The following is a 22,907-nucleotide window of genomic DNA, read 5'->3' on the forward strand; positions in this document are numbered from 1 at the left end:
CGTAGGCTCGGGCCCATGAATGACGTGGTGAACGAGATGGCCGGGGCGATCGGCGGGCGGCGGATCGACGTCCTCCAGGAGCTGACGCCCGAGCAGGCCCAGGTGGTGCTGGACCTCATCGCGGAAGCCGCGCGGACCGACGGACAGCCGGCCGTGTCGGAGCAGGGCCGGATCCAACTGCGGGGACAGCGGGCCGGGGTGCGCCACTTGCTGCTGCACGACCGCGGGGGCGAGTTCGTCGGATACGCGCAGCTGGAGGACACCGACCCGGTGGAGGCCCCCGCGGCCGAGCTGGTCGTCCACCCGGCCCACCGGGGCCAGGGGCACGGCCGCGCGCTCGGCGTGGCGCTGCTGCACGAGTCCGGCAAGCGACTGCGGGTGTGGGCGCACGGTGGGCATCCGGCCGCCCGCCACCTGGCGCAGGTGCTGGGGCTGTCCCTCTTCCGCGAACTGCGCCAGATGCGCCGGCCGCTGGGAGAGCTGAGCACCCTGGACATCCCCGAGCCGGTCCTTCCGGAGGGCGTGACGGTGCGGACCTTCCGGCCCGGCGAGGACGACGCCGCCTGGCTGGCCGTCAACGCCGCCGCCTTCGCCCACCACCCCGAGCAGGGCTCCCTCGGCCAGCGCGACCTGGACGACCGCAAGGCCCAGCCGTGGTTCGACCCCAAGGGCTTCTTCCTGGCCGAACGGCGCGGCGGCGCCGCGGGCGCCGAAGGCGAGGCGGAGCCCAGCCGGATCGCCGGCTTCCACTGGACCAAGGTGCACGCCGCCGAGCAGCTCGGCGAGGTCTACGTCCTCGGCGTGGCCCCCGGCGCCCAGGGCGGCGGCCTCGGCAAGGCCCTCACCGCCATCGGTCTCCGCCACCTGGCGGCCCAGGGCCTGCCGACCGCGATGCTCTACGTCGACGCCGACAACACCGCCGCCGTCACGGTCTACGAGCGGCTCGGCTTCGTCACCCACGAGGTGGACCTGATGTACCGCACGGAGGCCTGACCTTCCGCGCTCCGCCCGGCCCCGGCTCCCCGCCGCCCGCCCGGCTCCGCGGCCCGACCGGCCTCGCAGCCCGCCCGGCCCCGCCCTCCGGGGCCGGGCCGGGCCCGGGGCGTACCCGTCCTACGGACACCCGACGGCGGGTGCCCGCGCCCGGCGGCCGGCGGTGCTCCGGGCCCGGCGGCCGGCGATGCCGCGCGCCCGGTGGCCGGCGGAGCGTCGCGGTCAGCGAGGCGAGGTGGGCGCCGGAGCCCGTGGGCGGTGCGGGGGCCTGTGAAGGCATGGTCGCCTGCGGGATGCGCCGCCATTTCCTTCCCGCCATGTCGCCGTTACCGCTGATTCAATCTCGGTTGCGAGCATCACTGAATGCAGCCCGCTGTGCCCAAGCCCCAGTACCGGAGGCTCCGTGTCGCTCCGGTGCCCAGTTCCGACGCGCCCGACCTCCCCCGAGCGCGGAAGAATGAGGACATGAACCAGTCCAGTGGTCAGGCGCACGCTCATTCCCAGCCGCAGCCGGAGTCCAGCTCACAGCAGTCCCGGCCGCGTCCGGAGCCCGGCCAGGGGGCGCCCGCCCCCCGGACGCAGTCCCGCGCGGAGAACGCGGCCTCCGGCGTGGAGCGGACGGCCTCCCGCGCGGGCGGCGCGGCCGCGCCCGCCGAGTCGGCCCCGTCGCGCACCGCACCCGCCCCCGCGCCCAAGGCGGAGCCCGAGCCGCAGCCGTCGGTCGGCTCGATCGCCGCGCACCGGCCGAACGCGGTCGGCGCCCAGAGCACCCGGGTGCTCGACCCCGAGCTGGACACGGACGCGGACGCGTACGAGGAGGGACACGGCCCGGACCAGGGCGGGGAGCTGCCGGAGGGCCGGTTCCTGGACCGCGAGCGCAGCTGGCTGGCGTTCAACGAGCGGGTCCTGGAGCTGGCGGAGGACCCGAACACCCCGCTGCTGGAGCGCGCCAACTTCCTGGCGATCTTCGCCAGCAACCTGGACGAGTTCTTCATGGTCCGGGTCGCCGGTCTCAAGCGTCGCATCGCCACCGGGGTGGCCACCCGTTCCGCCTCCGGGCTGCAGCCGCGCGAGGTGCTGGACCTGATCTGGACCCGGTCCCGTGAGCTCATGGCGCGGCACGCCGCCTGCTTCCAGCAGGACGTGGCGCCCGAGCTCGTCGACCAGGGCATCCACCTGATCCGCTGGCCGGACCTGACCGAGAAGGAGCAGTCCCGGCTCTTCACCCTCTTCAAGCAGCAGATCTTCCCGGTGCTCACCCCGCTGGCGGTGGACCCGGCGCACCCCTTCCCGTACATCTCGGGGCTCTCGCTCAACCTCGCGGTCGTGGTGCGCAACCCGGTCAGCGGCCATGACCACTTCGCACGGGTGAAGGTGCCGCCGCTGCTGACCCGCTTCCTGGAGGCTTCGCCGCAGCGGTACGTCCCGCTGGAGGACGTGATCGCGGCGCACCTGGAGGAGCTGTTCCCGGGGATGGAGGTGCTGGCGCACCACATGTTCCGGGTGACCCGGAACGAGGACCTGGAGGTCGAGGAGGACGACGCCGAGAACCTGCTCCAGGCCCTGGAGAAGGAGCTGCTGCGGCGCCGCTTCGGCCCGCCGGTGCGGCTGGAGGTCGAGGAGTCCATCGACCCGTACGTCCTGGACCTGCTGGTCCGCGAGCTGAAGATCTCCGACGCCGAGGTCTATCCGCTGCCCGGCCCGCTCGACCTCACCGGGCTCTTCGGCATCGCGTCGCTGGACCAGCCGGAGCTGAAGTACCCGAAGTTCGTGGCCGGCACCCATCGCGACCTGGCCGAGGTCGAGTCCGCCTCGGCGCCCGACATCTTCGCCGCGCTGCGCGAGCGGGACGTGCTGCTGCACCACCCGTACGACTCCTTCTCCACCTCGGTGCAGGCGTTCCTGGAGCAGGCCGCGGGCGACCCGGACGTGCTGGCGATCAAGCAGACGCTCTACCGGACCTCCGGCAAGTCGCCGATCGTCGACGCGCTCATCGACGCCGCCGAGGCCGGCAAGCAGGTGCTGGTGCTGGTCGAGATCAAGGCGCGCTTCGACGAGCAGGCCAACATCAAGTGGGCCCGGAAGCTGGAGGAGGCCGGCTGCCACGTCGTCTACGGCCTGGTGGGCCTCAAGACGCACTGCAAGCTGTCGCTGGTGGTCCGCCAGGAGGGCGACACCCTGGTCCGCTACTCGCACGTCGGCACCGGCAACTACCACCCCAAGACGGCCCGGCTCTACGAGGACCTGGGGCTGCTGACCTCCGACCCGCAGGTGGGCGCCGACCTGTCCGACCTGTTCAACCGGCTCAGCGGCTACTCGCGCCGGGAGACCTACCGCCGGCTGCTGGTCGCCCCCCGGTCGCTGCGCGACGGGCTGGTCACGCGGATACACAAGGAGATCACCCACCACCGCGCGGGGCGGCCCGCCTCCGTCCGCATCAAGGTCAACTCGATGGTCGACGAGGCCGTCATCGACGCCCTCTACCGCGCCGCCCAGGCGGGGGTGCCGGTCGACGTGTGGGTGCGCGGCATCTGCGCGCTGCGACCGGGCGTGGAGGGGCTCTCGGAGAACATACGGGTGCGCAGCGTGCTCGGCCGCTTCCTGGAGCACTCGCGGGTCTTCGCCTTCGGGAACGGCGGCGAGCCCGAGGTGTGGCTCGGCAGCGCCGACATGATGCACCGCAACCTGGACCGACGGATCGAGGCGCTGGTGCGGGTCGCCGACCCCGCCCACCGCGCCGCCCTGAACCGGCTGCTGGAGACCGGCATGGCCGACTCCACCGCCTCCTGGCACCTGGGCCCGGACGGCGAGTGGACGCGGCACGCCATGGACGCCAACGGGCAGCCGCTGCACAACGTACAAGAGATGCTCATCGACGCCCGGAGGCGCCGGCGTGGTACAGCGACATGACCTGCCGCCGACAGGGGTTACGGGGGGCGGGCCGGACGGCTCCGGTGCCCCCTCGACCGACGTCTTCGGCCTCGGGGGACACGACATGACCGATCGCGCGGCCGGGCTCCCGGCCCCCGCCTCAGCCATGGTCGGGGCGCCGACCGGGGCCGCCCCGCACGGTCCGCGGGGGCCCGCCGCGGCGCGGCCCGTGGAGGCGGGCGCCCCCTCCGCGGGGGAGGTGCTCTCCCGCTATCTGCACGCGCAGGCCGCCGACTTCCTGCGCAGCCTGCGGCTGCACCGCGAGAGCGGTTCCGATGCCGAGGAGGCGGCCGAGGCGGCCCGGCTGCTGCGCCGCTCCGCCCGCCGTATCAGTGGCGCGCTCCTCGTCTACCAGCCGCTGACCGACCAGCCGTGGGCCGACGAGCTGCGCGCCGAACTGGCCTGGCTCGCCGGCCTGCTCGCCCGCGAGCACGCCTACGCCGCCCGGCTGAGCCGGTTGCGCGGCGCCCTCCACCGGCTCTCCGGCGCGGACCAGGTCGCCGGTGCCGCCGCGGCGCCGGGCGTCAGCGCCGCGCCGGTGGCGCGGGGCGGGGTCACGGCGGAGATCGGCGACGGGGGGAGCGCCGAGCCCGCGCCCGTCGACGGCTCGACGGCCGCGGGGCCCGGCGCCCGGCGCGGCGGGACGCGGGCGTCGGTGCCCGGCGCCCGGACCGGGCGCGGCCGCCGCGGCGTCTCGCTGGCGGCCGACGACGGTGAGCCCGACGGACGCGTCGGCGGCACGGGGCGCGGGGGCGGCCGCACGGACCGCGGGGCGGAGGCGGGCGCGGCCGGCCGGGCCGGAGCGCCGGGACTCGGCGGCGACGCCGGGGGAGGCACGGGCGACCCGACCGGAACGGGGCGCGCGGGTGCCGGCGGCGCGGGACCGTCCGTGCCCGGCGGCGCGGAGGTGACCGGCGGCGACGCGACGCGGTCTGCGGGGGCCGGTGGGCGCCACGGGACCGGTGGCCGGGCGGCGGCCGGGGGCCGGGGAACCGGCGGCGCCGTGGCCGGGTCGCGGGAGGAGTCCCGTGGCGGCACGCTCACCGTGGGCGCCGCGCGGGCCGGCGCGCTGCTCGAGCGCCAGCTGACGCTGGCCCGGACCCGCGCGCACACTGCTGCGCTCCAGGCGCTGGGCTCCTCGCGCTTCCACGCCGTCGCCGACGCCGTCGCGCTGCTCGCCTCCGAGGTGCCGCTGGCGCCGGGCGCCGCCGAACGCCCGGCCGGGCAGGAGCTGCCACCGCTGGCGGAGCTGGCGCACCGGCGGCTGGTGGAGGCCGTCGAGGCGCTGCCGCTGGGCGTGGCAGGGCATCCGTACAACGCCGACGCGCTCGCCTACGGCCTCGCCGCGACCGCCGCGGCCGACGCGCCGCCGGCCAGCGAACGGCAGGACGCGCCCTGGCACCAGGTGCGGCGCCTGGTGCGGCTGCGGCGCTACGCGCTGGAGGTGCTGGACGAGGGGGAGCGCGCGGACACGACCGGCCCGGTCGAGGCCGAACCCTCGCTCGCCGTGCGGCTCCTCGCCGCCGCGCAGGCCCTGGACCGGCACCGCGACGCCGCCGAGGCCGCGGCCGCCGCGGCCTCGGCGGCCCGCACCCCGCGGATCGCCCCGGCCACGGCGTACGCGCTGGGGGTGCTCCACGCCGACCAGCGGCACGATGTCGAGGCGGCGAGGTTCGCCTTCGGCCGGGTGTGGCAGCGGCTGGCGGCGGGGGCGACCGCCTGGTAACCGGGCGCCGAGGTCCGCCGACGGAGTCCGGCTGCCGGTGGAGGCCCAGGCACCGGCGGAGGCCCAGGCACCGATGGCAGTCCGGGCGCCGGTGGAAGTCCAGGTGTCGGTGGAAGGAGACGTGGACGTGATGGCAGGCAGCGAGCCCGCGGCGGTGCCGGACACGGCGGCCGTCCGGCCCGTCTTCGCCGCGGGGTGCGTGCTGTGGCGCCGCGCCGGTGCCGTCGGGCGGATCGAACTCGCCCTGGTGCACCGGCCCAAGTACGACGACTGGTCGTTCCCCAAGGGCAAGCTGAAGCGCGGCGAGGAGGCGCGGCAGGCCGCCGTCCGCGAGGTGCTGGAGGAGACCGGCATGACCTGCGCCCTGGGGGACGAGCTGCCCACCCGCCACTACCTGGCGCAGGGCCGCCCCAAGGAGGTCCGCTACTGGGCGGCGGAGGCCACCGGCGGCTCGTTCGTGCCGAACCGCGAGGTCGACCGGCTGGAGTGGCTGCCCCCGGCGGCCGCGGCCGACCGCCTCACCGCGGACAGCGACCGCGAACTGGTCGCCGCCCTCCTCCGTACGCTGTCCTGAGCGGCCGGTCAGCCCTGTTCTCGTGGAGCGGCCTCGGCCTCCCGCAGGCCCTGGTCGCGGAGCTCGGTGCGGGCCTCGGTGCGGTGGCCGCGGGCGATGTAGTCGCGCACCACCGCCTCGACGGCGTCCTGGGGCGAGCCCACCCCGGCCAGCACCATGACTTCCACCACCAGTTCGGCATCGAGGCTGATCTCGACCTTGGCCATGGGCGCCCCCTTCGTAGGGCCCGCACTCTAGCGGTCGGAGCGGTGCCGTCACCGGCGGCGCAGCGCCGCGTTCTTCAGGGCCGGGGGCAGGTAGTAGCTGTCCGCGCGGTTGAGGTCGATGCCGGGAGGCACGATCGCGTCGATCCGGTCCAACACCCCGTCGTCGAGCACCGCGTCGGCGCCGGCCAGCAGGTCCTCCAGCTGCTCGTAGGTGCGCGGGCCGATGATGACCGAGGTGATGGCCGGGTGGGCGCGGACGAAGGCGGTGGCCAGGTGCGGCAGGGAGAGCCCGGCCTCCTCCGCCACCTGGACCAGCTGCCCCACCGCCTCCAGCTTCCGTGCGTTCTCCGGCAGCGCCGGGTCGAACTTCTGCCGCTCCAGCGCGTGCCGACCGCCCGTCAGATCGATGTCGGACGCCTTCGTGTAGCGGCCCGACAGCCAGCCCGCCGACAGCGGACCCCAGGCCAGCACCCCCATCCCGTACTTCTGCGCGGTCGGCAGCACCGCCGCCTCGGCGCCGCGCGCCAGGATCGAGTACGGCGGCTGCTCGCTGCGGAAGCGGACGTGGCCGCGCCGCTCGCTGGTCCAGTGCGCCTCGACGATCTGCTCGGCGGGGAAGGTGGAGCAGCCGACCGCCCGCACCTTGCCGGCGCGCACCAGGTCGGTCAGGACGCCGAGCGTCTCGTCGATGTCGGTCGCCGGGTCGGGGCGGTGGATCTGGTAGAGGTCGATGTAGTCCGTGTCCAGCCGGCGCAGGCTGTCCTCGACGGCGCGGGTGATCCAGCGTCGTGAGTTGCCGCCGAGGTTGGGGTCCTCGCCCATCGGGCTGTGCCCCTTGGTCGCCAGCACGATGTCGTCGCGGCGGCCCTTGAGCGCCTTTCCGACGAGCTCCTCGGACTCGCCCGCCGAGTACACGTCGGCGGTGTCGATGAGGTTGATGCCCGCGTCGACGGCGCGGTGGATGATGCGCACCACGTCGTCGTGGTCGTTGTTGGCCCAGGCACCGAACATCATCGTGCCCAGCGCGTATTCGCTGACCGAGATGCCGGTGCCGCCGAGAATCCTGCGCTGCATGGGGGGTGCCTCCGTCGAGCCGTGACCTGTGCTGTCTTTCGGTTACGCGTTCCACCTTCCGCCGCCGGCGCAGCACGTACCAGGCCCGTTTCAACCTGGGTCCGCCAGAACCACCTTGTTGCCGCCCCGTCGATAATGGGCCGATGCGGCATGCCGAACCGGAGATCAACGCCTTCCTGAAGTCCCGCCGGGCCGCGCTCGACCCGGCCGCGCTCGGGCTGCCCGCGGGATCGACCCGCCGCCGGGTGCGCGGGCTGCGCCGCGAGGAGGTCGCCCAGCTGGCCGGGATCAGCGTGGACTACTACACCCGCATCGAGCAGGGCCGCGCCCCCGCCATCTCGGACCCGGTCCTGGACGCCATCGCGCGGGCCCTGCGGCTGACCCCCGCCGAGCACACCTATCTGCGCAACGTCGCCCAGCCCCGGCGCCGGCAGCGCGGCGACCAGGGGCCCCGCGCGCGCGTGCGGCCCCAGGTGCGCCAGCTGCTGGACGCCCTCGACGACACGGTGCCGGCCTTCGTCTACGGCCCCGCCCTGGACATCCTCGCCTGGAACCGCCTCGGCGGCCTGGTCTCCTTCGACCTGGCGGCCGTCCCCGAGGCCGACCGCAACGCCGCCCTGCTGACCTTCCTCCACCCGGACGCCAAGGCCCTCCACCCGGACTGGGAGCGACTCGCCGAGGAGATGGTCGCCGCCCTCCGCGCCGAGGCCGGCCGCCGCCCCCAGGGGCGGATCAGCGAGGTCGCCTGCCGGCTCCTCGACCACAGCCCCGACTTCCGACGCCACTGGGAGGCCCAGGCCGTCACCGAACGCACCTCGGGCACCAAGCGCGTCCGGCACCCCCTGGTCGGCGAGCTCGACCTGACCTACGAGGTGCTGGCGCTGCCCACCGACGAGGGCCAGGTGCTGTGCACGTACACGGCGCGGCGGGGGACGCGCACGGCGGAGGCCCTGCGGGAGCTCGCGGCCCTCCCGGCCCTCCCGGCCCTCCCGGCCCTCCCGGCCGGCGCCCCGGTCTAGCGGGTCGCCGGCGGCGCCGGACCCGGGGAAGACGGGCCGGCGCCGGTCCGGCGGTTCGCGGGTCAGCCCGGCCCGAGGCAAGGGTGGCCGGCGACCCGGTCCAGCAGGTCGCGCGGGTCAGCCGGACCCGGGGGCGAGGGCCTCCCAGGCGATCGTGACCTCACCCTGCCGCCAGCGACGGGGCCCGTGCAGGACCGGCCAGCCCAGGTCGTCGCGGAGCACGCGGACGGTGCGGACCCAGCGCTGGCGCGCGCTGAGCGGGGCGTACGGCGCGGCGGCGGCCCAGGCCCTGTCGAAGTCGCGCAGGAAGGCATGCACGGGCTCGCCGGGGACGTTGCGGTGGATGAGCGCCTTGGGCAGCCGCTCGGCCAGGTCGGAGGGGCGCTCCAGGGAGCCGAGCCGGGTCGCGAACGTGACGCTGAGCGGCCCCTGCGGGGTCAGCGCCACCCACACGTGCCGCCGCCCGATCTCGTCGCAGGTCCCCTCCACCAGCAGCCCGCCCGGCGCCAGCCGATCGCACAGCCGCCGCCACACCGCCGCGACCTCGTCCTCCCCGTACTGCCGCAGCACGTTCGCCGCCCGGATCAGCGCCGGCCGCTCCCCGTGCCCGCCCGGCAGCGGCACCTCGAACCCGCCGTGCGCGAAGACCAGCCCCTCCCGCTCATACGGCTTGGCGGCCGCCACCCGCGCGGGCTCGATCTCCACCCCGACCACCCGCACGTCCGGCCGCACCGTACGCAGCCGCTCCAGCAGCTCCACGGCCGTCCAGGGCGCCGCCCCGTACCCCAGATCCACCGCCACCGGCGCCTCCGCCCGCAGCAGCGCGGGACCGTGTACGGCGGCGATCCAGCGGTCCATACGCCGCAGCCGGTTCGGATTGGTGGTGCCGCGAGTCACCGAGCCGACGGGTCGGGCCGGGGCGGGGGGACGGGCGGGCATGTCTATGACTCTAAGCGTTCACCCGGACCCACGGCCCCGCCCCTCTACGCCCCCGGCTGCGACGATCCGCTTCTCCGCGCGGCGCGGTACGCCCCGAGCAGCCCGCGCCCCGTCTCGCACGCGGCGTCGCCCTTGCGGCAGGCCGCGCACTCCGTGAGGTGGATGAGCGCCGCCCGCCAGGCACGGTCGACGCGCTGATGGCCCGCCGTGTACGCCCCCTGCCCCGCGTCGACGGGCCCGCGCTCGTTCTGCGCCCGTACGACCCCGTCGGTCACCGCCCCGACCCGGCGCAGCGCCTCACGACGGGAGGGCCCGCCCGCCCCCTCGCCCGTCACCACGCGCCCTCACGGCGCGCGGCGGCCCGCTGCTCGATCGCCTGGGCGAGCTGGAGGTGGTAGAGCTCGACCTGGTCCGGGGTGAGGATCAGCGCCGAATCGAGCGCACTGCCGTCCGCACAGTGCAGCCGGATCGCGAGCGCGGCCTGCTGGGCGCGGCGGTCGTAGATCACGTCCCGTTTCAGGGGGGTGGCGTGGGTGACGGTGGGGGGTGGGCTGGCGGCCGCATGCCGTGCTGTGGTCCCTGTGGTGGTTGTTTCGGTCATGGGTCCTGCACCCCTCTCAGATCTCCCTTGGATCCCGGAGTTCCCAGGTGGGACCGTCGGGACTGTTCAGCCACACCTGGTGCTCGCCGGATGGAGAGACGGTCAGCCCGAAGCGGGTGAGCGGGGGCCTGCCGTGCCGGTCCCACCAGGTGTGTGCGGCGACGAGCTCGTCCCACAGGTCGCGGGGGCCGTGCTGGAGGACCCCGTCGCCATCACGCCATCCGGCGTAGTGCACGGAGGCGTAGGAGCCGCGCGTGTCCCACAGCAGGAGGCGGTACGTCCCGTCGGGGCGGGTGCCCAGGTGCCCGGAGCGGACGCCGGGCACGCGCAGCCCCATGGCGAACTCGGCGTGCTTACCCGCCTCGGTGACAGTTTGTGGCGCGATCGGCGACGCCGACAGTCGTGGCTCGCCCTCGCGCCGGGGCCTCACCTGCGACGGCCGCTGGCCCCGGACCCACATGAAGTCCACCGAGTCCACGAACTGGCCGCTCGCCGTGGCGTCCTTATCCACATCGAGGCGCAGCAGCCCCGCGTTGCGGTAGGCGGTGCCGAACGGCGTGACGATCACGCCGCCCGTCCGTACCTGCTCCAGCCACGCACGGGGAATCCGCCGCACGGCGGCCGTGGACAGCAGCCGGTCGTACGGAGCACGGGCCTGGTAGCCGGCTTCGCCGTTCGCGTGTACCGCCGTGGGCCGGTAGCCGCACCCGTTCAGCGCGGCGCGCGCCCGCGCGAACACGGCCGAATCGACCTCGATCGTGGTCACGTTCTCCGCGCCCACCCACTCAGACAGCAGCGCCGCGTTGTAGCCCGTACCCGTCCCGATTTCCAGGACCCGCATGCCCACGTCGAGATCGCTGGCGCCGAGCATGGCGAAGACCGCGCCGGGCGCGCTGAGCGAACTCGTCGGTTCCCGGCCCGTATCGCGTTCGACGCCATCATCCACCTGAGTGACAACCGGCTCGCGCGCGTACACCAACGTATGCCAGCGGTCCTCGTCCTGCGAGCGGCGCAGCGCGCGATAGAGCTCGGCGGATTCGTCCCACACCCATACGAGGTCGGGGACGAACGCGTGCCGGGGGACGGCCAGGTACGCCTCACGCATCCACGGCTTCGTGAACCAGCCGCCCTGGTCCAGGGACTGCGCGAGTCCCTGGACCAGGTCTTCCGTGTCGCGGTGGCTCACTTCCGGTGGTCTCCCGTTCCGTCCTTGTAGATGTCCGAATCGGGGTTGTGGCCGTCCTGGCTCGGCGGGGGGAGCTTCGGCTCCTCCGGCTGGTCGGGGTCTTTGCCGTCGTGCTTGCCCATGACCATGCTTCCCTTCCTCGCTACGCTCAGTCGCCGATGCGAATCGGTGAGTGAGACAGTAGGGTCGCGCGCCCCAGTCAGGAACGGACTGCGAGTACGGGTATCGGCGGCGTGACGACGACACTTGGGGGCAACATGGCGGTCCGCTCTTCCACAACCCCTACTGACAGTCGGGGAAGGCCCGAACGCGCCCGCGGCGGTGTCGTGTCCGGCTACGTGCTGCGGCTGATCCGGGAGCACCTTGGCCTGACACAGGAAGGGTTGGCGGATCGCTTTGATGTATCGGCGGACACCGTGGCTGGGTGGGAGTCCGGCCGCCGGCCCCTGACGGCGGTTCCGGTCGGTCAGACGCTGACACACCGGCATCGTCTGCTGAGGATGGGTGCCTCGCCGGGCTTGATACACCTCCTCGGGCGGGCGATGGAGGCTGACGTGATTCTTTCCAGCACTCTGGAGAAGGCCGCTGGCAGCCAGGAGGCCAGCCCCCTCGGTGCATGGGTGATGCAGCGCGATCTAGTCGAACTGCTTGCGTGGCCGCTCAACGGCGAGGCTCCTGAGGCAGTGCGTCTACGGTCAGCGCCCTCTCGACCACGACGAGGCCCGGTTCCGGGAGGCCCGGAGATGTCCGCTGCAGATCGGGAAGGGTTCTTCAGCCAACTGCGGCGGACGGCTGAGGAGGCCAGGCAGCCAGGTGAGTTCCTTCTTCGGCGTCAAGCGCTCTACCTCTCGGGCTATGACGATCGGCGTGACTCCGCCGACTGGCTCGCCTGCCAACAACGGGTCAAGTGCGCCGAGGACTGGTTGACCGGTTGGCTCAGCTCCCGTTCCTTGGCGGCGGTGGCCACACGGCAGGGAGATCGTGACCGCATGGGCCACTTCGTCTCAACGAAGCTTGCTGGTGATCAATCAGGCGAAGCAGCGAATCTGAACTACTGGGCGTATTGGGTCGGAGAAGTCGAGCAGGTCGAGTTGTCAGACGACTTCATCGCATCCGGCAAGCCGGGCCCGTGGACCGGCGGCAAGCTGCTGCAGCACCTCGTAGAGAGGCTCGACCCCAGGCACGGCTACTCGGAGCTGTACGTGCACACACTTTGGGCATTGTTGGCCATTCGGCCTCGTCTCTTACACGTAGCCGGCCGCGCGAGTGGTCTGCGCGAACGGCTTGGCGTGATGTTGGATAGCAGGGAGGTCTCGGCACGAGCGCGCCGTGAGCTCGACGGCATCCGATACGCGATTCGCCTCGCCGACGCATGAGGCGTGAGAGGGGCTGACGGTGGCTGACGACTTGTCCGCGGTGTCGCGATTCCTGCTTGAGGCGGGCACGCTCAAACACGCCAGGCGCACGGGCTGGTGGATGGCGGGCGTGCGGGACCCGGAGAGCGTGGCCGAGCACTCGTGGCGTACTTCGCTGATCGCCTCTGTGATCGCCCAGTTGGAGGGAGCCGATCCGGCGCGGGCGGCGCTGCTGGCCGTGTGGCATGACTCCCAAGAGACCAGGACTGGCGACGTCAACCACCTGGGGAAGAAGTACGCCCCCTCGGCTGACCCTGAAGCCGTGACGGCTGACCAGACGGCCGGTATGCCTGAACCGCTGGCGGAGGCAGTGCGGGGCGTCGTGGCTGAGTACGAGGCGAAGGAGACACCCGAGGCTCGGTGCGCGCGTGACGCCGACAAGCTCGAATGCCTGATTCAAGGGATTGAGTACCGGGCGCAGGGCTACGAGAACGCGCAGCGGTGGATCGACAACAGCCGCGCTCGACTCACCACCGAGACAGCGAATCGCCTTGCCGACGAGCTGCTGAACACCGGGTCCTTGGACTGGCTCCACGCCGCTATGGGCGAGACTCCGTGAACTGAAAGTCCGGGTCTCGGGGCGCGGGATTCGGGACCCGAGACCTCTCCGAAGGATTGGCCGGGAGGCTTGACCCACCCACCCTCCCCGCGCACCAACGGCCGCCCTCAGCAGGCCAGATGACTTTTTGTGATCGAGTCGCGACGGAGCGGGGCGGGCGTGTAGCGTGCGGGCCACAAAGCAACGACCCCCAGCGGGTGTTAGCAGCACCTGCCAGGGGTCTGACCTTCAAGATCGTTAGGAGCGATCTCAATGGCTGCTTCAGACTCTAGCGTTCCCGCGCCCCCCTCCGCCCCCTCCTCGCCTCCGATGGCCAGTCCCGGCTTCGGGAAGCGGGCCGTTTCCGGTCAAGGGCCGCGCCGTGCCGACGACTTCGCCGGGCTGCCCGCGCGGGAGGCGGCCATCGCCGCGTACGTCGATCGGCTGCCGGACGGGGCGTGCATCTCGATCAAGGCGCTGGCCGCGCAGCTTCCCTACGGACAGTGCGCCTTGGGGACCGCGTTGCGGCGGCTGGCCGAGGCCGGGCATCTTCGGCTGTTCCGGGAGCGGACCGAGGGTGGGCGGTGGGTGACCCGTACGCACTTCTCGCGCGTCGCCCGAGATGACGCCTGGTGGGCGGCCTACCAGGCCGGGCGGGACACGGGCCAGGCCCCGGAGGGCGAGCCGCGCGCGGAGGGTGCGGCGGCGCCGCGTCCCGCGTACGCCGTGCTCGCCCGGCTCGGGGAGGTCGACCCCCGTCTCGCCCTCTCCGCCGCCGACTGCGCCGCGCTCGAACCGCTCGCCCGGGAGTGGCTCCGACGCGGGGCGAGCGAGCCGTACGCCGCTTCCGTACTGACCGCCGGGCTGCCCGAGGCCGTCCACCACCCGCGTCGCTTCCTCCAGGCCCGCCTGACCGCGAAAATGCCACCCGAACGAGAGCTTCCGGCGCCGCCGCGCCTCGCGCCCGTCCTCATGGAGTGCGCAGTCTGCCGCGCGCCCGGCAGCCCGCAGGCGCTCCCCGGCGGGGTGTGCCGCGAGTGTCGCGGTGAGGCGGCGGCTCCGGACGACCGCCGGGGCGCCGCCGTACGGGCGTACGCGGACGGGATCCGCGCTCGGATGCGCCAGCGGCCACGCGTGGCGCGCTAGGACCAGGCGCCCGCCTTCGCCGCCCGCTCGACATACGCCTCGAAGGCGCGGGGCTCGCGACCGAGTACCTGCCGCACCCCGTCCACCGGCTCCGAGGTGTGCCCCTCGCGATGCAGATCGAACAGGGCGCTGAAGGCCCTCACGAAGGGCTCGGGGTAGCCGAGGCCGCGCAGCTCCGCGCGGTACTCGTCCGGGGTCAGCTCGACGTAGTCGATGGTGCGGCCCGTCGCGCGGGCGATGGTCTCGGTGGCCTCCCGGAAGGTCAGCCCGCGCGGGCCGGAGAGCTCGTACACCCGACCCGCGTGCCCGTCGCGCGTCAGCACGGTCGCCGCGACCTCCGCGACGTCGTCGACGTCGACGAAGGTCTCCGGAACGTCGCCGATGGGCAGCGCGAGCCGCCCGTCGCGCAGCGGCTGGTGCCAGAGGTCCTCGCTGAAGTTCTGGTTGAAGTTGTTGGGGCGCAGGATGGTCCACTCGGCGCCCGACTCCCGTACCGCCTGCTCACCGGCGGCCATGCCGCGTCCGAAGTCCTCGCCGACCAGATCCATGCCGCGTCCGGAGAGCGTCACGAAGCGGCGCACCCCCGCCGCCGCGGCCCGCCCGACGAAGTCGTGCACCGGCTCGGCCTCCTCCGGGGTGATCAGGTAGACCGCCGCGGCCCCGGCCACCGCCGGCTCCCAGGTGGCGGGCTCGGTCCAGTCGAAGCGCACCGCGCTGGAGCGCGAGGCGGCGCGCACCGAGGCGCCCTGCTCACGCAGCCGCCGTACCAACCTGCGCCCCGTCTTACCGGTGGCGCCCAGGACCAGGATGTCGTTCGTGTTCGTTGTCATGACAGGCAGTCAACCGGCCGTGATCACGAGCGGACATGGCCGCCCGTCCGGGACGCATGCGTGTTCGTACGCGGCGCATAGGGTGAGGTCATGGACCCGTTCGACGATCTGCTGCGCGGTGTGCGCGCCGACGGCGCCGTCTTCGACCGCTCGGTGCTGTCGCCCCCCTGGGCGCTGAGGTTCACCGACGGCGCCTCGCTGACGCTGTGCGTCCCGATGCGCGGCGAGGGCTGGATCGCGGCCGGCCCCGGCGGGCGGCTGGTGCGCCGGCTGCGGCTGGGCGAGGCGGCGATCGTGCGCGGCCCGGAGCCCTTCGTCTTCGCGGACGACCCGGACACGGCGGCGGAGCGCGTGCGCGACGTGCGCTGCGCCGGCCCCTGGACGGCCCGGGGCGACGCGCCGGAGGGCAGCACGGTACTGCTGGCCGGGGCCTACCACGTGCGCGGCGAGGTGCCGGGACGACTGCTGCGGGTGCTGCCGCCGGTGCTGGTGGTGCCGGACGACCACGACTGCACGGGCATGCGCGACTACCTGGAGGCCCAACTGTCCGCCGGCCGCCCCGGCCGCCAGATCGTGCTGGACCGGTTGCTGGACTGGCTCCTGGTGTGCACTCTCCGCGACTGGTTCGACCGCCCCGAGGCCGCCTCGCCCGGCTGGTACCGCGCGCTCGGCGACGACGCCGTGGGCCCGGTCCTGCGCGCCATGCACGCGGCACCCGAGCGCGCCTGGACGCTCGCCTCCCTGGCCGACGAGGCCCGGGTCTCCCGCACCACCCTGGCCAAGCGCTTCCACGACCTGGTCGGCGAGTCCCCTCTGGCGTACCTCACCGAGTGGCGCATGGCCCGCGCCGCCGACCTCCTCGCCGAGCCCAACGCCACGGTCGCGTCCGTGGCGCGCCGCGTGGGCTACGCCGACGCCTTCGGCTTCAGCACCGCGTTCAAGCGCGTACGCGGGGTCAGCCCCAGCACCCACCGCCGCCGGGTCGCCCCCACCGCCCCACGGACGGCCCAGTCCGGCTGACCGCTGCCACCCACCCCAGCCGCCCGTTCGTGATCGGGCCCGCAGGGTGCCCACCACCCGGCCCGCCCACCGCTCCCACCCGCCCACCTTTGCCCACCCACCCGGCCCGCCCACCCCAACTCCCCCGTCCGTGATCGGGCCCGCGGCCGGGGGACGGCGGGAGCGGCCGGGGGCGCAGGGCACAGGGCCGAAACGCTGTCGCATATTTGTGGGCAAAGAGGGAGTAAGTCAGCGTTGTGGGGTCGTCGCCCGTAAATATGCGGTTTCGGTCCTGTGCCCGGCTGCGCCCACGGCCCGACCCACCCACTTTCCTCGCCGCTCCCCTCGCCGCCCCGGGTCACGCTTTGGCAAAGCGGAAATGGGAACGGGTCGTTCCGGTGTTGACGCGTTGAGGCGTCGAAGCGCGTCCAAGAGCGACCAAGAGCGACCAAGAGCGACCAAGAGCCACGTACCCGGCAAGGAGGTATCGCGCGGTGAGCCAGTACATATCGCGGCTCGGCGGCCTGCGGGACCGCGCGCTCGGAACCGGCCGCGGCAGCGGCTCGGTGCGTGGAGCCGCCGGCCGCGGCGGAACCACCGGGCGCGCCGCCGGCGCCGCCCGTACGCTGCGGCACCTGCGCCGCCCCCGCCGCATCGCCATGCTGAGCGTGCACACCTCGCCCCTCCACCAGCCGGGCACCGGCGACGCGGGCGGGATGAACGTGTACATCGTCGAGCTCGCCAAGCGGCTGGCGGACCTCGGCATCGAGGTGGAGGTCTTCACCCGCGCCACCACCGGAGCGCTTCCGCCCGCCGTGGAGCTGGCGCCCGGGGTCCTGGTCCGCCACATCGACGCGGGCCCGTACGAGGGCCTCGCCAAGGAGGACCTGCCGGCCCAGCTGTGCGCCTTCACGCACGGGGTGATGCAGGCGTGGGCGGGGCACCGGCCCGGCTACTACGACCTGGTGCACTCGCACTACTGGCTCTCCGGCCACGTCGGCTGGCTCGCCGCCGAGCGCTGGGGCGTGCCGCTGGTGCACGCCATGCACACCATGGCCAAGGTCAAGAACGCGGCGCTGGCCGAGGGCGACACCCCGGAGCCCGCCGCGCGGGTCATCGGCGAGACGCAGATCGTCCGGGCCGCGGACCGGCTGATCGCCAACACCGAAGGTGAGGCGCGGGAGCTGGAGCGGTTCTACGACGCGGATCCGGCCAAGGTCGCCGTCGTCCATCCGGGGGTGAACCTGGACCGCTTCCGGCCGGCCGACGGCCGGGCCGCCGCCCGGGCCCGGCTCGGGCTGCCGCAGGAGGCGCTGATCCCCCTCTTCGCCGGCCGCATCCAGCCGCTGAAGGGCCCGGACATCCTGCTGCACGCGGTCGCGGAGCTGCTGGAGCGCGAGCCGGCGCTCCGCTCCCGGCTGGTGGTCCCGGTGGTCGGCGGGCCCAGCGGGACCGGCCTGGCCAAGCCGGAGCGGCTGCACAAGCTGGCGGCGCGGCTCGGCGTCGCCGACGTCGTCCGCTTCCGGCCGCCCGTCGGCCAGGACCAGCTGGCGGACTGGTACCGCGCCGCGTCGGTGCTGGTCATGCCCTCGTACAGCGAGTCCTTCGGGCTGGTGGCCATCGAGGCGCAGGCCTGCGGCACGCCGGTCGTCGCGGCGGCCGTCGGCGGCCTGCCGGTGGCGGTGCGCCACGGGGTCTCCGGGTTCCTGGTCCACGGCCACGACCCGGCCGACTACGCCGCCGCGCTGCACGGCTTCGTCGCCGACGCCACCCTGTCGGAGCGGATGGGCGCGGCCGCCGCCCAGCACGCCCGCTCCTTCGGCTGGGACACCGCCGCCGCGGCCACGGCGGACGTCTATCAAGCCGCCCTGCACGAGCGTCGTCGCGTACGCTCGCACCATGGCTGAAAGGGCTGACACGACCGGCAGGGCCGACACGACCGGCAAGGCTGACACGGCCGACAAGGCGGTGGACAAGGTGGACAGGACCGCGGAGCAGACCGAGGCGCGGCAGGTCATCGAGTCGACGCTCAAGGAGGCCGAGCTGGAGTGGGAGAGCCCCTCCGACGGCTCCTACGTCGTCAAGCTGCCCGGCACCCGCAAGCTGGCCACCACCTGCTCGCTGCGCGTCGGCCGCCACTCCCTCTCCGTCAACGCCTTCGTGGTGCGCCGGCCGGACGAGAACCACGAGGCCGTGCACCGCTGGCTGCTGGAGCGCAACACCCGGCTGTACGGGATGAGTTACGCCATCGACCAGCTGGGCGACATCTACCTCGTCGGACGGCTGCCGCTGGCGGCCGTCACCCCCCGGGAGCTGGACCGGCTCCTCGGCACGGTGCTCGAGAACGCGGACGGCAGCTTCAACACCCTCCTGGAGATGGGCTTCGCGACGGCCATCCGCCGCGAGTACGCGTGGCGTACGGCGCGCGGCGAGTCCACCCGCAACCTGGAGGCGTTCACCCGCCTGACCCAGGACCCGACGGGCTGACGGATCGACGGGCTGTCGAGGCCCGACGGGTCGACGGGCCGACGCGGGACTCGACGGGCTAACGGGCCAGCGGGCTGGCGGAAGGCCGTCAGACGGAGGGGCACCGCAACCCCCGGCACCCGACATGACCTCCCGTCAGGCGGCAGAGCCGGGGGCGACCGGCCCGGCTGTGCTCGATGTCGTAGCGGATGAGCTTCTGGATCGGCCGCAGGGCTCCGGTCTGCGCTTTCCCGTCGTCGGGGTGGGGGTTCAGGGTGTCTGCCGGTCGCCGAGCGCGGCACCCCGCGGCACCCACTCGCGTCTGGGCTTCTCCACCAGAGGGATGACGTTGCTCCGCCGTGCGAGGGATACGGATCGTGCTCTGGTTCCTCGTGCGCCTGTGCTTGACGTCAATAGCGTTTGATGCGTGATCCAGCAGCAGGGGTCGTGCTTGCCGAGCCGCACAGGCTGCCAGGCTGTGCGGCCAGTCACCCGACGGGGTGCCGACTGGAGTCCCCCGGTGCCGGACACATCACCACCCGGAAGGTTTCTGACCATTGCTGTCCCGTGGGCAGCATCTACGAGGGGATCAGTTCATGCGGAAGATCGCGGGCATTGCTGCCGGGATTGCCATCGTGGGAACGTTAAGCATATCTGGGCCGGCGTTTGCTGACAGCTACGACGGCAAGTGTGGTGACTCGGAGATGTGCGCCTATGACGGTGACAACTTCCGTGGAAATATCTTTGACCGTGCGGGCTCTCTGAAGAGCTATTCGGGGTACAAGTTCTACCAAGGAGGTTCCATCGACAACCGGTTCTCCTCCGTGAAGAACACGGCCAACACCTACAAGCTCTGCCTCTACACGAAGGCGAACTATAGGGGGAAGAGCATCTGTGTCGGGTCGGACAAGTCCCGTGCGACTCTTGGGGCTCAGTACGACAACACGGCCTCTTCGAACCAGTTCATCTACACTGGCTGATCCGATCGATTGAGGAGCGATTCCGCTGCCCCTGCTGTGATCGGCAGGGGCAGCGGGCGGTACCGGGTACCGACGTGGGGGGAAGATGGAAACCCGAAAAGGTGTCACGTGGATGATATGCGCCGCAGCCCTGCTCGCCGGCTGCGCTTCGGAAACGCCACGCCAGCCGCCGCCTGGTGAACCTCCGGTCGCGCACATAGCGCGCATTCTTGACACCGGTAAGGTCAACTTGCCTCTGGACTCCTATCGACTGACCATGAGTCAGATGGCTGCGCTGCAGGATGAACTGAACCGGCGGGCGCAATCCTGCATGAATCGCTTTGGATATCGAGTCGACCTCACCCAGCACAATTCCTCCCCCTCGCCCATGTTGAACCAAGGAATGAATGAGAATGCTTACGGTCTCACCTCGCTTTCTCGGGCTCGACGTTACGGATATCACCTAACCAAGGCCGAGGAGAGCGGCGGTGACATAAAAGAGCCGTCACTCACGAAGCGGCAGCAACACGCACTCAATGGTGGGGCGACGCATACCGAAGACGGTAAGAAACTGCCCGCTGGCGGATGCAGGGCCGAGGCCGAGCGTTCTCTGGGAAAAGGTGCGCCTCGTATGGATGACGAAGACTATGCGGCGGCCGTGGCTCTTGATGTCGGCAGAGAAGTCGAAAAAGACTCTCGTGTGCGTTCTGCCTTTCGTTCGTGGTCCGCATGTATGAAACAAAAGGGGTTCCAGTACACCCATCCAATGGACCCGGGAGACAGCGATGTGTTCCTGAACACCGCGAAGCCTGGACAGCTGGAGATTCGAACTGCCGTCGCCGATGTCGAGTGCAAGCGGCAGACGAACGTCATCGGCGTATGGGTTGCTGTTGAGACGGCGTACCAGAAGGTAGCGATACGGGTTGGCGGGGAGAAGCTGCGTCAGGTCAGGCAATCCTTGCTGGTCGAACTCCGAAACGCCGGTCTTCAGCCCGAATTGGGCGCGACCGTCCGGGCCAGGCACCTGTGATGGTTGGCGTCGCCGGTCACGGCAACCGGCAACCGGAATGACCACCCGTCAGGCGACAGAGCCGGGGGCGTTGGTGCCGGCGGTGGCGTCGGCGTCGGCGTCGCCCTCATCCCTGCGGTCTTCGGCCCGCGCCGCCACCGGCTCCTCCCGCCCCGCGAGGTTCCGCATCAGCAGCCAGTACCCCAGCGCCGCCACCGTCCCCAGCGCGGCGCAGCCCGCCCACAGCCAGTCGGCGCCGTAGCGGTCGACGACCTGGCCGGCCGCCAGGGGCGCGGCGAGGGCGGCGACGGACCAGGACATGGAGTAGACGCCCTGGTAGCGGCCGCGGCCGTGGAGCGGGGAGAGCTTCACGACCAGGCTCATCTGGGTGGGGGAGTTGACGATCTCGGCGAGGGTCCAGACGCAGACGGTGAGGGCGTAGACGCCCAGCGAGCCGGCGAAGGCGGTGAGCCCGAAGCCGTAGCCGGCCAGCAGGGCGGAGAGGACCAGCAGCCGCCGCGGGTCGCGGTGCTCGATGAGCCGGGTGACGGGGATCTGCATGGCGACGATCAGAACGCCGTTGACGGCGGCGACCAGGCCGTAGTCGGCGCTGGAGAAGCCCTCGGCGCCCATGGCGACGGGGAGGCCGACCATCCCCTGTTGGAAGATCAGGGAGATGAGGAAGGAGAGCCCGACCACGCTCATGAAGCGGCCGTCGCGGAGCACCGTGCCCAGCCGGACCTCCGGCTCCGCCGCCGCCCCTTCGGCGCGCGGGGTCTGCTCGGGCCGGGACTCCGGCAGTTTCACGAAGACCACCAGGGCGCAGGCGAGGGTGAGCGCGGCCTCGCCGAGGAAGCAGGCCAGGTAGCTGTACTCGGCCAGGAAGCCGGCGGCCGCGGCGGAGACGCCGAAGCCCAGGTTGATGGCCCAGTAGTTCAGCGCGAAGGCCCGCACCCGGTCCTTCGGGGGCACGATGTCGGCCAGCATCGCCTGCACGGCGGGGCGCGAGGCGTTGACGGCCGCGCCGACGACGAAGGCCATGGCCGCGATGGCCACCGGGTGCCGCATGAAGCCGAGCGCGGCGACCGAGACGGCGGTGGCGATCTGCCCGATCAGCATGGTCGGCCGCCGGCCCAGCCGGTCGGCCAGCACCCCGGCGCCGAGCGAGGAGACCACGCCGCCGAGCCCGTGCAGGGCGGCGACCAGGCCCGCGTACGAGGCGGAGTAGCCGCGCTCCACGGTCAGGTAGAGGGCCATGTAGGTGGCGACGAAGGCGCCGAGCCGGTTGACCAGCGTGCTGGTCCACAGCCACCAGAACGCGCGGGGCAGCCCCGAGACGCTCTCTTTCGCCGCCCTCTTCACCGTGGCCAAGGACACGTGCCGCTCCCCCGAGTGTGCCAGCTTGCGTAAGAGCCGAATTGGCCCAGCGCAGCTTACATCCCCTGGCGGTCGGGGTGCCATGGATTTCCATTAGGCTCGACGGCATGGCCGACGCACCGTACAAGCTGATCCTCCTCCGCCACGGCGAGAGCGAGTGGAACGCGAAGAACCTGTTCACCGGCTGGGTGGACGTCAACCTCAACGAGAAGGGCGAGAAGGAGGCGGTCCGCGGCGGTGAGCTGCTGAAGGACGCCGGCCTGCTCCCCGATGTGGTCCACACCTCGCTCCAGAAGCGCGCCATCCGCACCGCGCAGCTGGCGCTGGAGGCGGCCGACCGGCACTGGATCCCGGTGCACCGCTCCTGGCGGCTCAACGAGCGCCACTACGGCGCGCTGCAGGGCAAGGACAAGGCGCAGACCCTCGCCGAGTTCGGCGAGGAGCAGTTCATGCTGTGGCGCCGCTCCTACGACACCCCGCCGCCGCCGCTGGAGGACGGCACCGAGTGGTCGCAGAGCGACGACCCGCGTTACGCGACCATCCCGAGCGAGCTGCGTCCGCGCACCGAGTGCCTCAAGGACGTCGTCACCCGCATGCTGCCGTACTGGTACGACGGCATCCTCCCGGACCTGCTCGCCGGCCGCACCGTGCTGGTCGCCGCGCACGGCAACAGCCTGCGCGCGCTGGTCAAGCACCTGGACGGGATCTCCGACGCCGACATCGCGGGGCTGAACATCCCCACCGGCATCCCGCTCGCCTACGAGCTCGACGCCGACTTCCGCCCGGTCACCCCGGGCGGCACCTACCTCGACCCGGAGGCCGCCAAGGCCGCCATCGAGGCCGTCAAGAACCAGGGCAAGAAGAAGTAAGAACCAACGATCAAGCCCCCTACCCGCGGATGCTCCGCGAGTAGGGGGCT

General features: G+C 72.6%; 23 protein-coding genes and 1 pseudogene. 15 read left to right on the forward strand and 9 right to left on the reverse strand.

Annotated elements, in window-relative coordinates; translation table 11 throughout:
- Positions 1–15 precede the first annotated feature (15 nt).
- The 5 genes and pseudogenes from mshD (at position 16) to CD790_RS32360 (ending at position 6,224) form a co-directional block, all read left to right on the forward strand.
- Positions 16–993, forward strand: a complete 978-nt coding sequence (mshD, locus tag CD790_RS32345) for a mycothiol synthase (protein WP_186319372.1) — start codon at positions 16–18, stop codon at positions 991–993.
- A 465-nt stretch (positions 994–1,458) separates the two neighbouring features.
- The gene (locus tag CD790_RS32350; protein ID WP_260868054.1) at positions 1,459–3,903 is read left to right on the forward strand and encodes an RNA degradosome polyphosphate kinase; all 2,445 of its coding nucleotides are present in this window, start codon (positions 1,459–1,461) and stop codon (positions 3,901–3,903) included.
- 127 nt (positions 3,904–4,030) lie between these two features.
- Positions 4,031–4,423: pseudogene (locus CD790_RS37055) on the forward strand (CHAD domain-containing protein); the annotation flags it as partial.
- 156 nt (positions 4,424–4,579) lie between these two features.
- Positions 4,580–5,650, forward strand: coding sequence for a metal-binding protein (locus CD790_RS32355; RefSeq protein ID WP_399218618.1), 1,071 nt, complete (start codon positions 4,580–4,582; stop codon positions 5,648–5,650).
- A gap of 130 nt (positions 5,651–5,780) precedes the next feature.
- The gene (locus CD790_RS32360; RefSeq protein WP_144386952.1) at positions 5,781–6,224 is read left to right on the forward strand and encodes an NUDIX hydrolase; all 444 of its coding nucleotides are present in this window, start codon (positions 5,781–5,783) and stop codon (positions 6,222–6,224) included.
- An 8-nt stretch (positions 6,225–6,232) separates the two neighbouring features.
- Here the strand turns inward: CD790_RS32360 and CD790_RS32365 are convergent, their stop codons facing one another.
- Together CD790_RS32365 and CD790_RS32370 are read right to left on the reverse strand one after the other, a co-directional pair.
- Complete coding sequence (locus tag CD790_RS32365) at positions 6,233–6,430, reverse strand: type II toxin-antitoxin system VapB family antitoxin (RefSeq protein WP_144386953.1); 198 nt, start codon at positions 6,428–6,430, stop codon at positions 6,233–6,235.
- 48 nt (positions 6,431–6,478) lie between these two features.
- Positions 6,479–7,504 (reverse strand): aldo/keto reductase, encoded by a 1,026-nt coding sequence (locus CD790_RS32370; RefSeq protein WP_144386954.1) that lies wholly within the window; start codon positions 7,502–7,504, stop codon positions 6,479–6,481.
- A 143-nt stretch (positions 7,505–7,647) separates the two neighbouring features.
- Here CD790_RS32370 and CD790_RS32375 point away from each other — a divergent pair, with 143 nt between their 5' ends.
- The gene (locus tag CD790_RS32375; protein ID WP_144386955.1) at positions 7,648–8,523 is read left to right on the forward strand and encodes a helix-turn-helix domain-containing protein; all 876 of its coding nucleotides are present in this window, start codon (positions 7,648–7,650) and stop codon (positions 8,521–8,523) included.
- A 117-nt stretch (positions 8,524–8,640) separates the two neighbouring features.
- Here CD790_RS32375 and CD790_RS35050 read toward each other — a convergent pair whose 3' ends face one another.
- The 5 genes from CD790_RS35050 to CD790_RS36440 are packed head-to-tail and all read right to left on the reverse strand — an operon-like array spanning position 8,641 to position 11,377.
- Complete coding sequence (locus tag CD790_RS35050) at positions 8,641–9,462, reverse strand: class I SAM-dependent methyltransferase (protein WP_186319374.1); 822 nt, start codon at positions 9,460–9,462, stop codon at positions 8,641–8,643.
- Positions 9,463–9,506: 44 nt separating this feature from the next.
- Positions 9,507–9,797 (reverse strand): hypothetical protein, encoded by a 291-nt coding sequence (locus CD790_RS32385; RefSeq protein WP_144386956.1) that lies wholly within the window; start codon positions 9,795–9,797, stop codon positions 9,507–9,509.
- Positions 9,794–10,063, reverse strand: a complete 270-nt coding sequence (locus tag CD790_RS32390; protein WP_144386957.1) for a hypothetical protein — start codon at positions 10,061–10,063, stop codon at positions 9,794–9,796. The genes CD790_RS32385 and CD790_RS32390 overlap by 4 nt, the downstream gene beginning before the upstream one ends.
- Before the next feature lie 16 nt (positions 10,064–10,079).
- Complete coding sequence (locus CD790_RS32395; RefSeq protein ID WP_260868055.1) at positions 10,080–11,249, reverse strand: methyltransferase domain-containing protein; 1,170 nt, start codon at positions 11,247–11,249, stop codon at positions 10,080–10,082.
- On the reverse strand, positions 11,246–11,377 hold the full coding sequence (locus CD790_RS36440) for a hypothetical protein (RefSeq protein WP_260868056.1): 132 nt from the start codon (positions 11,375–11,377) through the stop codon (positions 11,246–11,248). Before CD790_RS36440 ends, CD790_RS32395 begins: the two co-directional genes overlap by 4 nt.
- 129 nt (positions 11,378–11,506) lie before the next feature.
- On the opposite strand from CD790_RS36440, the gene CD790_RS32400 reads away from it, so the two are divergent.
- The 3 genes from CD790_RS32400 (at position 11,507) to CD790_RS32410 (ending at position 14,348) form a co-directional block, all read left to right on the forward strand.
- Positions 11,507–12,625, forward strand: a complete 1,119-nt coding sequence (locus tag CD790_RS32400; protein WP_144386992.1) for a DNA-binding transcriptional regulator — start codon at positions 11,507–11,509, stop codon at positions 12,623–12,625.
- 19 nt (positions 12,626–12,644) lie between these two features.
- Positions 12,645–13,223: an HD family hydrolase gene (locus CD790_RS32405; protein ID WP_144386958.1), complete on the forward strand. Its 579-nt coding sequence runs from the start codon at positions 12,645–12,647 to the stop codon at positions 13,221–13,223.
- 309 nt (positions 13,224–13,532) lie between these two features.
- Positions 13,533–14,348 (forward strand): hypothetical protein, encoded by an 816-nt coding sequence (locus CD790_RS32410; RefSeq protein WP_144386959.1) that lies wholly within the window; start codon positions 13,533–13,535, stop codon positions 14,346–14,348.
- On the opposite strand, the gene CD790_RS32415 is transcribed toward CD790_RS32410, so the two are convergent.
- Entirely contained in the window at positions 14,345–15,178 is an 834-nt protein-coding gene (locus CD790_RS32415) for an NAD(P)H-binding protein (protein WP_144386960.1), read from the reverse strand. The genes CD790_RS32410 and CD790_RS32415 overlap by 4 nt on opposite strands.
- A 90-nt stretch (positions 15,179–15,268) precedes the next feature.
- Between CD790_RS32415 and CD790_RS32420 the strand changes: the two genes are divergently transcribed.
- The 5 genes from CD790_RS32420 to CD790_RS32440 all read left to right on the forward strand — a co-directional run bounded on the left by CD790_RS32420 (position 15,269) and on the right by CD790_RS32440 (position 20,632).
- Positions 15,269–16,198, forward strand: a complete 930-nt coding sequence (locus CD790_RS32420) for an AraC family transcriptional regulator (RefSeq protein WP_144386961.1) — start codon at positions 15,269–15,271, stop codon at positions 16,196–16,198.
- Positions 16,199–16,671: 473 nt separating this feature from the next.
- Positions 16,672–18,084, forward strand: a complete 1,413-nt coding sequence (gene mshA / locus CD790_RS32425) for a D-inositol-3-phosphate glycosyltransferase (protein WP_399218611.1) — start codon at positions 16,672–16,674, stop codon at positions 18,082–18,084.
- On the forward strand, positions 18,077–18,664 hold the full coding sequence (locus CD790_RS32430; RefSeq protein ID WP_260868057.1) for a YbjN domain-containing protein: 588 nt from the start codon (positions 18,077–18,079) through the stop codon (positions 18,662–18,664). The genes mshA and CD790_RS32430 overlap by 8 nt, the downstream gene beginning before the upstream one ends.
- Before the next feature lie 575 nt (positions 18,665–19,239).
- A complete protein-coding gene (locus tag CD790_RS32435) occupies positions 19,240–19,623 on the forward strand; it encodes a peptidase inhibitor family I36 protein (RefSeq protein ID WP_144386962.1) in 384 nt (127 codons plus the stop codon).
- Positions 19,624–19,888: 265 nt separating this feature from the next.
- Entirely contained in the window at positions 19,889–20,632 is a 744-nt protein-coding gene (locus CD790_RS32440; RefSeq protein WP_144386963.1) for a hypothetical protein, read from the forward strand.
- A 48-nt stretch (positions 20,633–20,680) separates the two neighbouring features.
- Here CD790_RS32440 and CD790_RS32445 read toward each other — a convergent pair whose 3' ends face one another.
- Positions 20,681–21,988 carry an MFS transporter gene (locus CD790_RS32445; protein ID WP_144386964.1) on the reverse strand — a complete coding sequence of 436 codons (1,308 nt, stop codon included), beginning with the start codon at positions 21,986–21,988 and terminating at the stop codon, positions 20,681–20,683.
- Between the two features lie 107 nt (positions 21,989–22,095).
- On the opposite strand from CD790_RS32445, the gene CD790_RS32450 reads away from it, so the two are divergent.
- Positions 22,096–22,857: a phosphoglyceromutase gene (locus CD790_RS32450; RefSeq protein ID WP_144386965.1), complete on the forward strand. Its 762-nt coding sequence runs from the start codon at positions 22,096–22,098 to the stop codon at positions 22,855–22,857.
- The last annotated feature ends 50 nt before the right edge of the window (positions 22,858–22,907 follow it).

This window comes from Streptomyces sp. SAJ15, assembly GCF_007595705.1.
Lineage (GTDB): Bacteria > Actinomycetota > Actinomycetes > Streptomycetales > Streptomycetaceae > Streptomyces.

Bases quoted from the DNA above. Each gene is read 5' to 3' on its own strand.
- mshD (WP_186319372.1), top strand. From the start codon at position 16: ATGAATGACGTGGTGAACGAGATGGCCGGGGCGATCGGCGGGCGGCGG.
- CD790_RS32350 (WP_260868054.1), top strand. From the start codon at position 1,459: ATGAACCAGTCCAGTGGTCAGGCGCACGCTCATTCCCAGCCGCAGCCG.
- CD790_RS32360 (WP_144386952.1), top strand. From the start codon at position 5,781: ATGGCAGGCAGCGAGCCCGCGGCGGTGCCGGACACGGCGGCCGTCCGG.
- CD790_RS32365 (WP_144386953.1), bottom strand. From the start codon at position 6,430: ATGGCCAAGGTCGAGATCAGCCTCGATGCCGAACTGGTGGTGGAAGTC.
- CD790_RS32370 (WP_144386954.1), bottom strand. From the start codon at position 7,504: ATGCAGCGCAGGATTCTCGGCGGCACCGGCATCTCGGTCAGCGAATAC.
- CD790_RS32375 (WP_144386955.1), top strand. From the start codon at position 7,648: ATGCGGCATGCCGAACCGGAGATCAACGCCTTCCTGAAGTCCCGCCGG.
- CD790_RS35050 (WP_186319374.1), bottom strand. From the start codon at position 9,462: ATGCCCGCCCGTCCCCCCGCCCCGGCCCGACCCGTCGGCTCGGTGACT.
- CD790_RS32390 (WP_144386957.1), bottom strand. From the start codon at position 10,063: ATGACCGAAACAACCACCACAGGGACCACAGCACGGCATGCGGCCGCC.
- CD790_RS36440 (WP_260868056.1), bottom strand. From the start codon at position 11,377: ATGGTCATGGGCAAGCACGACGGCAAAGACCCCGACCAGCCGGAGGAG.
- CD790_RS32400 (WP_144386992.1), top strand. From the start codon at position 11,507: ATGGCGGTCCGCTCTTCCACAACCCCTACTGACAGTCGGGGAAGGCCC.
- CD790_RS32410 (WP_144386959.1), top strand. From the start codon at position 13,533: ATGGCCAGTCCCGGCTTCGGGAAGCGGGCCGTTTCCGGTCAAGGGCCG.
- CD790_RS32415 (WP_144386960.1), bottom strand. From the start codon at position 15,178: ATGACAACGAACACGAACGACATCCTGGTCCTGGGCGCCACCGGTAAG.
- CD790_RS32420 (WP_144386961.1), top strand. From the start codon at position 15,269: ATGGACCCGTTCGACGATCTGCTGCGCGGTGTGCGCGCCGACGGCGCC.
- CD790_RS32430 (WP_260868057.1), top strand. From the start codon at position 18,077: ATGGCTGAAAGGGCTGACACGACCGGCAGGGCCGACACGACCGGCAAG.
- CD790_RS32435 (WP_144386962.1), top strand. From the start codon at position 19,240: ATGCGGAAGATCGCGGGCATTGCTGCCGGGATTGCCATCGTGGGAACG.
- CD790_RS32440 (WP_144386963.1), top strand. From the start codon at position 19,889: ATGGCTGCGCTGCAGGATGAACTGAACCGGCGGGCGCAATCCTGCATG.
- CD790_RS32450 (WP_144386965.1), top strand. From the start codon at position 22,096: ATGGCCGACGCACCGTACAAGCTGATCCTCCTCCGCCACGGCGAGAGC.